Source organism: Thermodesulfovibrionales bacterium (assembly GCA_026417875.1).
GTDB lineage: Bacteria > Nitrospirota > Thermodesulfovibrionia > Thermodesulfovibrionales > CALJEL01 > CALJEL01.
Window position 1 is genome coordinate 1 of record JAOACK010000042.1, and the last position, 7,304, is coordinate 7,304.

General features: G+C 40.5%; 9 protein-coding genes and 1 riboswitch. Of the genes, 5 read left to right on the forward strand and 4 right to left on the reverse strand.

Annotated elements, in window-relative coordinates:
- Positions 1–27: 27 nt before the first annotated feature.
- From N2257_07825 to tusB, 4 genes are read right to left on the reverse strand one after another with little or no spacing between them, the layout of a single operon-like run.
- On the reverse strand, positions 28–276 hold the full coding sequence (locus tag N2257_07825; GenBank protein ID MCX7794291.1) for a sulfurtransferase TusA family protein: 249 nt from the start codon (positions 274–276) through the stop codon (positions 28–30).
- A 14-nt stretch (positions 277–290) separates the two neighbouring features.
- The gene (locus N2257_07830) at positions 291–701 is read right to left on the reverse strand and encodes a DsrE family protein (protein ID MCX7794292.1); all 411 of its coding nucleotides are present in this window, start codon (positions 699–701) and stop codon (positions 291–293) included.
- Positions 701–1,060, reverse strand: coding sequence for a DsrE family protein (locus tag N2257_07835; GenBank protein MCX7794293.1), 360 nt, complete (start codon positions 1,058–1,060; stop codon positions 701–703). Before N2257_07835 ends, N2257_07830 begins: the two co-directional genes overlap by 1 nt.
- Positions 1,061–1,072: 12 nt before the next feature.
- Positions 1,073–1,369, reverse strand: a complete 297-nt coding sequence (gene tusB, locus N2257_07840) for a sulfurtransferase complex subunit TusB (protein MCX7794294.1) — start codon at positions 1,367–1,369, stop codon at positions 1,073–1,075.
- Positions 1,370–1,753: 384 nt separating this feature from the next.
- Here tusB and N2257_07845 point away from each other — a divergent pair, with 384 nt between their 5' ends.
- The 5 genes from N2257_07845 to cobT form a co-directional block, all read left to right on the forward strand.
- The gene (locus N2257_07845) at positions 1,754–2,737 is read left to right on the forward strand and encodes a hypothetical protein (protein MCX7794295.1); all 984 of its coding nucleotides are present in this window, start codon (positions 1,754–1,756) and stop codon (positions 2,735–2,737) included.
- Complete coding sequence (locus N2257_07850; GenBank protein MCX7794296.1) at positions 2,734–3,822, forward strand: GGDEF domain-containing protein; 1,089 nt, start codon at positions 2,734–2,736, stop codon at positions 3,820–3,822. The genes N2257_07845 and N2257_07850 overlap by 4 nt, the downstream gene beginning before the upstream one ends.
- A gap of 34 nt (positions 3,823–3,856) precedes the next feature.
- Positions 3,857–4,038, forward strand: a riboswitch (cobalamin riboswitch).
- Positions 4,039–4,137: 99 nt separating this feature from the next.
- The gene (gene thiC / locus N2257_07855) at positions 4,138–5,436 is read left to right on the forward strand and encodes a phosphomethylpyrimidine synthase ThiC (GenBank protein MCX7794297.1); all 1,299 of its coding nucleotides are present in this window, start codon (positions 4,138–4,140) and stop codon (positions 5,434–5,436) included.
- A 3-nt stretch (positions 5,437–5,439) separates the two neighbouring features.
- Positions 5,440–5,970 carry a bifunctional adenosylcobinamide kinase/adenosylcobinamide-phosphate guanylyltransferase gene (cobU, locus tag N2257_07860; GenBank protein MCX7794298.1) on the forward strand — a complete coding sequence of 177 codons (531 nt, stop codon included), beginning with the start codon at positions 5,440–5,442 and terminating at the stop codon, positions 5,968–5,970.
- Positions 5,971–6,315: 345 nt separating this feature from the next.
- A partial coding sequence (cobT, locus tag N2257_07865; GenBank protein ID MCX7794299.1) for a nicotinate-nucleotide--dimethylbenzimidazole phosphoribosyltransferase occupies positions 6,316–7,304 on the forward strand: 989 nt, incomplete at its 3' end.

Genomic DNA, 7,304 nt, shown 5'->3' on the forward strand with positions numbered 1-7,304 from the left:
GTATCTTTCAACTCCCTGCGAAGAAATTTATTTTTTCTGAATATAGATTTCCCAGTAACCCTTGTCCTCAAGCTTTACTGATTCAAAGGCATATCCCTGTTTTTCAGCAAATCTTGGTATAGAATCCTCTGCTGAGGCAGGAGCATCACAAAGTATCTTGAGGATTGCACCAGATGGGAGTTTCTCAAGTGCCTTTTTTGTCATTACAAGGGGATAGGGACACACCCTTCCTAGGACATCAAGTACCTCTGTAGGTGTCTGGTCTTTTAAAGCCATGGCTTCCTCCTTTCCTAAAAGTATAATAGATGATTTGCACCCTCGATGACATTCTTTATTCTGTCAAATGGTACAACCTGTATCTTCTTTTCTGCGCCCATATCTTCAGCATCAACTATCATATCTTCTGATATGCCGAATTTTTCAAGGTCCTCCTTGCAGACCATAACATCAAGGTCAACAAGAAGACAGTTTTTAAGATGGGTCTCTGTACTGGTTATTCCATATATATCCATTGCCTTCTGACCCTTGAGGCAATTTAAGACACCCTCTCCCACATAGCAGAGAGTGGGTGTAACAGTATCTCCCTCTTCAAGAAGGATCTCTACTGTCTGGTAAGCCATTGCATGGGTGGCTGCAAGTTTAGGATTTTCTGATTTATAGGGTGGTTTAGTAACTATAAAAGCAAGTTTTACATCAGCCATTACTCACCTCCTATATGAAGGACCCTGTCGGATCCGTGAATCTTTGCAAGATACCAGTGCATTGCATTCCACTGGATTCCTTCAATAGCATCAGGTTTCTGTATTCCTCTTGCAAGGGAGCAGGCTTCACATGTGCAGACCTCAAGCCCTTTCTCCATTAATTTTCTCAAGGGTGTTTCTCCATGGGAATAATCTTTAAGATGCTTCTGATTTTTCTTGGGAGACCCGGAGGCATTTCCAGAAAACCATAGATTTACCTTATGGCCTTTATCAAGAGCTGCTTCAGCAAGTTTTAAAGCAAAATCATAATTCATTGATCCAACAAGAGCTGAAAATACTCCGATGCTTAATGTTCCCATAATTGCCTCCTCTTACATCCAGATTAGTTTTTCATATTCATTAAATATTAAATCCACCACATCACTGTAAGTAACAGGTTTGACACGACTATCGAGATTTGAAACACTCAGACCTCTTGTCTCAAGGTCTTCTTTAAGAACATAGAAATTTGCCTTCATATTAAGAACATTGGATGCCTGTCCCTTTTCCTTAATTGCAGCGTGATAGACACCATTACCAACAAGTATAATTCCGAGTTTCTGAGGTGAGAGTCTCTCAAGTATGCTGGTATCAGTTCTGTAATCGCTAAGAAATACTCCTAATTTCATCCCAACACCTCCCTTTAAGCTGCCAGTCTGGCACGATTCTCTCTCTGGCCTAAGGCCAAAATAATCTTGTGAATTAATAAGGTATCATATTATTTTATAATCTTATAATTTAATGATATTCCCTCGTAATTGTAAACCTTTATAACATGTAAAAGTGAGATAAGTCAAGATATATAAGAAAGACATATGTTGCTAAAGCTGCTGGTAGTTTCCTAATCCAGTTCGGACGTGAGCGCTTCTATGTGAGGATGTTAATCTGTAAACTATTTTTAAAAATCTGACTCCCGTTTTATGAAGTTTCGTATGCTATTTTAATTTCATTCCAAAATTCAGTGAAAGGATGAGAAGATTTTAAATCTTCTGTCTCCGGTGCTACAATATTTAATGAGGCTCGATCTGGATTTCTCTCAGGGGCATAGGAATAAGCCTGCAATTGTATTTATCCATGGCCTTGGTATGGATAAGACCATATGGTCCTCTCCTTGTGATGCAAGGATAGCTGGTGGACTTTTGCCTTTCAGTCTGTTGATTAGAGAAAAACCCGAAACCTTTAGTTTTTCTGAATTGCCTTTAATAAAACCAGAATCCATAACTGCTGGCTCGCCATCTGTAGAGTTCAGGACTCCATATCATGACCTTAAGGAAGAGGGCTACAGTGTTATAACCTGGTCACAGAGAAGACCTGTTGGACCAATAGACTTTGCAGTTAAGGAACTTTCTCATGTTATCCAGTTTGCTTCTCTGCTTACAGACAGAGGCATAATCCTTATAGGACACAGCAGGGGTGGCCTTATTGCAAGGAAATATATTGAGCTTGAAAACCATAGAAAGATACTGGGTCTTCTAACCATTGCCACACCTCACAGGGGCAGTACCATGGCAGAATGGGTGAGGTATTTTTCAGCAGTAACCTCCGCTATAATTCCTCTTTTTAAAAATCTTCCAGAAGGAAGGGTCTCAAGGGCTATAAAGAGGATTGTTGATTTCCTTAAGAGTGATGCAATAAAGGAACTGCTTCCCGATTCTCCTTTTATAAAGTCCCTGAAACCTCTGAGGAATGTGAGAATTTTTTCTCTTGCAGGAACATCACCAAGACTTTTTACCATTTACAGATGGAAATTGATAAAGGAGGATAATGCCTTTATTATGAGGCCCGAGGAAGTCTTCTCCTATCCCCATTCACTTATTTCCCTTATACCTGAGAAACATATTCCACCTGAATGGAAAGAAGGCTCGGGAGATGGCCTCGTCAGCCTTGATAGCGCAAGATTTGAAATCTGTTGCGAATTCAGTGTCAATCATGCTAAGATTCTCACAGATCAGTATGCGAGAGAGTATGTTCGGAGGGTTGTAAGAGAAATTTCATGAGTATCATTATGGTCACAGCCTTAAGTCTCCTATTGAATGTTCTTTTACTTTTTCTGTTTATTAAGATAAAGAAAAAAAATCTACACCTCTCGGAATCCCTTCTGAGAACAAAAAATAATGCAGTCTTCTTTAACGAGCTTGCTCATTTAGGTGTAAGATACAGTAAAAACAAAAAGGAAAGGCTAAGGATATTTCTTGAAACTATCAGGGTATTCTCAGACTGTGAACTATCTGGCTTGATTCTTCTTGGCAATTGTAAGAACTTCCACATAAAGGATATCTTTACAACCGCTGAGCTGAAAGAGGATTTAAGAGCGGAGCTTGAAAAATATTTTAAGACTGTTATGGAAAAGGGTTGTCCTTTAAGAATAGAGGCCTCAGAAAGATTCAAAAATCTGCTTCTCTTTCCTGTGTATTCAGGAAACAGGATTATTGGAGAATTATTTCTTATTAATAAAAAGAACGGGATATTCAGCAGGGAGGATGAGGAGAATTTTCTTACCGTTTCTTTTCATGCTACTGATGTTATTGAGGGTCTTGAGCTTTCCTCGAGACTGGACGAGCTAATAAGGTCAGATATGCTTACAGGGCTTGAAAATCACAGGGCCTTTATGGAGAGACTTTCCTTCGAGATTGAGAGGTCGAAAAGATTTGGCAGAGAATTTTCTGTTTTGATAATTGATGTAGATAATTTTGCAAAATTTAATGAAACCTATGGATACGGAAGGGGAGATGAGATGCTAATGAAGATAGGAGGGGTAATAAAGAGGAGCATAAGGTCTACTGATTTTGCTGCCCGATATGGAGGAGAGAGTTTTGCAATAATCCTTCCTGAGACATCCACTGATATTGCCATGATCGTTGCAGAGCGTTCAAGAAATGCCATAAATGCAATCAGGCTGGATAATCCAGCAAGTCCCTCCATAACCATAAGTGCCGGTATATCAACCTTTCCCCATGATGGTCGTGATACTGCGGGTCTTATTGATGCAGCCATGCAGGCAGTATATCTGGCAAAACAGAGGGGCAAAAACAGGACATGTACATACAGAAATTTAAAACAGGAATTTTTGATGAAGGGATGAGATGATCATCCCTTGACTTTTGGAACCATCTTCTGTTTAAACTTATTTAGCAGGTGCCCTAGGGGCTTAATAGGGAATCCTGTGAAAATCAGGAGCGGTCCCGCCGCTGTAACCGGGGACGAAAGCCATAAAGCCACTGTCCCTTTATGGGATGGGAAGGCTGGCAAGTAGGTTGATCCGGGAGCCAGAAGACCTGCCTGCTCGGAGTGAGATTTTCACTCTGTTTCCCGAGGAGGAATTATTTGAGGATGAAGTAAAACGGGTGCAATCCTCAGGGCTGTTGCTCTGAGGATTTTTTATTTTAAGGAGGAAAGGTTGACACAGATAGAAAGAGCAAGGTCAGGAGAGATAACGCCCGAGATGGAGAAGGTTTCCCAGGATGAATGTATTGATGAAATTTTACTTAAAGAATATGTGGCCTCTGGTAAGGTAATCATACCTGCAAATAAAAGAAGAAAGGCAAGAGTTACAGGTATAGGTAAAGGATTGAGGACAAAGGTCAATGTATCCATAGGCACCTCAACTGATATTATTGATATTCCCATGGAGATAGAGAAGGCAAAGATCGCTGAACGCTGTGGCGCTGATACACTGATGGATTTGAGCGTCGGAGGGAATATATCAAAAATAAGAAGGGCCCTAATGGATACAGTAGAGCTACCGATAGGAACAGTGCCTTTATACGAGGCCTTTGCAATGGCTATAGAAAAATATGGTGCTGCCGTCAGGATGCCAGTGGAAGTGCTTTTTGATGTTATAGAAAAACAGTGTGAAGAGGGTGTGGCATTCATGGCAATTCACTGTGGAATAAACAGAAGAACTTTAGAGATGCTGAGAAGACAAAATTATCGTTATGGAGGACTGGTATCAAAGGGTGGTTCATACATGGTTGCCTGGATGGAATATAACAACAAAGAAAATCCCCTTTATGAGTATTTTGATAAAGTGGTGGAGATACTTAAAAAACATGATGTTGTTCTGAGTCTGGGAAATGGATTTCGAGCCGGTGCTGTCCATGATTCAACTGACAGGGTTCAGATTCAGGAATTGATAATTAACTGTGAGCTTGCGGAGGCCGGAAGAGAGATGGGATGCCAGACCATGGTAGAAGGACCTGGACATATTCCAATAAATGAGATAGAGGCAAATATAATCATGCAAAAGAAGATGAGTGGAGAGGCTCCTTTTTATATGCTCGGACCGATCGTCACCGATATTGCACCGGGATATGACCATATTACCTCTGCAATAGGTGCGGCCCTAGCTTCTGCTTACGGAGCTGATTTCATATGTTATGTAACACCTGCAGAGCATCTGGGACTTCCTTTTCCTGAAGATGTTAGGGAAGGTCTTATTGCCGCCCGCATAGCTGCTCATATAGGAGACATGATTAAGCTTAAAAGGATGGAAAGGGATAAACTAATGGCCAAGGCAAGAAGGGATATGAAGTGGGAGGAGCAATTTTTACTTGCCATAGATCCTGAAAGAGCAAGGGAGATAAAGTCAAAGAGAGGACATGTTGATCATGGCTGTACCATGTGCGGAAGGTTCTGTGCAAATGATATTTTAAAGGGAATGTTTCAAAGAGATATGGAGGGCAGTGATAAGAAGTAGTCTATGAACAAAATTATATTCATAACAGGTGGTGCAAAAAGCGGCAAGAGCAATTTTGCTTTGAAGAGGGCATCAGAACTTGATGGAAGAAAGGTTTATATAGCAACAGCAGAGCCCCTCGATGAGGAGATGAAAGAAAGGATTGAAAGACACAAGAAAGAGAGAGGGAGTAATTGGTTTACGGTAGAGGAGCCAGTTAATATTTCTGGTTTGATTAAAGATTTAAGGGAAAAATATGAGGTGCTTCTTATTGACTGTCTTACTCTATGGCTATCAAATATCATGCTCGGCAAAGAAGCTTATATTGAAAGGATTGAAGAATTAATAAGGTTCCTTAAGGCTTTAAAAGATTCAAAACAGGGGCAGCTCACACTTTTTATTGTATCAAATGAAGTGGGTTTGGGAATTGTGCCTGATAATGAGCTTGCAAGGAGATTCAGGGATGAGGCTGGAAGGCTCAATCAGAGGATTGCCGAGATTTCTGACGAAGTATATTTTGTAATTTCAGGTATACCTATAAGGATAAAGGGTTAAGGCTTATGTTTTGGTGCAGAATGGGTATCAATTCATGTAAATATAAGGGCAATCACAGAAATTATCAATGCTCCGAAAAGGCTAATATAGTAAGCTTTCATTTATTCCTCCTCCTTTGGTATTACTATAAATCACGCAAGAAAAATTATTATTGCAATGTAAACCCCAAAGATAGCACTCTCGAAGTCAATAGACTTAGAAAAAATACCACCAATTATAATTACTGTCACGACATATTTAGTAATATCAAAAAGCATCTTACCAGCTTCGTATCTGCTTTTTGTGTATCTAATGATTTCATTGTAAGAATTAATGAAGATCTTTTCAAGCAGGGAGGTTTTTAAAATGTTTCAAGAGACATTGAAGATGATCAAACCTATTGATCCTGAATGGTGCAATATTGCACAAAAGAGGCTTGACAATCTTACAAAACCACCTGGAAGTCTTGGAAGACTTGAGGAGTTTGCAAGAAGGCTTGTGGCAATTTCAGAAGATAGAATGCCTCTGATAAATAAAAAGGCCATCTTTACCTTTGCCGGTGATCACGGAGTTACTGAAGAAGGTGTTTCTGCCTACCCAAAGGAAGTGACTGCCCAGATGGTCTTTAATTTTTTAAGAGGAGGAGCAGGTATAAATGTCCTTGCCAGACATGCTGGTGCAGATGTGATAGTAGTTGATATCGGTGTTGATTACTATTTTAAAGATCTTGAGGGGTTGCTCCAGATGAAGGTCGTTAGGGGGACAAAAAATTTTACTAGAGGACCTGCTATGAGCCGTGAGGAGGCAATCAGATCCCTTGAGGTTGGAATAAAGCTGGCAGAGGCCTATGCAAAAAGAGGATACAGGCTTTTTGGTACAGGAGATATGGGTATAGGTAATACCACTCCATCAAGTGCTATTGCCGCAGTCCTTACCGGAAGACCAGTTGAGGAGGTTACAGGTAGAGGTACGGGCATATCAGATGAAGCATTAAGGAGAAAGATAGAGGTTATTAAAAGGGCAATAGAAATCAATAAACCTGATCAGGCAGACCCTGTTGATGTCCTTTCGAAACTCGGAGGTGCTGAGATCGGCGGTATTGCAGGTTTAATACTTGGTGCAGCAGCAAACAGGATTCCTGTTGTTATAGATGGTTTTATCTCTACAGCCGGTGCGCTAATCGCTTACTGTCTTAAGCCAGAGGTTAAGGATTACATGTTTGCTGCCCATAACTCAGTCGAAAGAGGACACAAAGTAATGCTTGATATGATGGGCTTAAGACCCATACTTGATCTTAATATGAGACTTGGAGAGGGGACAGGTGCTGCCCTTGCGATGCTAATAATAGAGGCGGG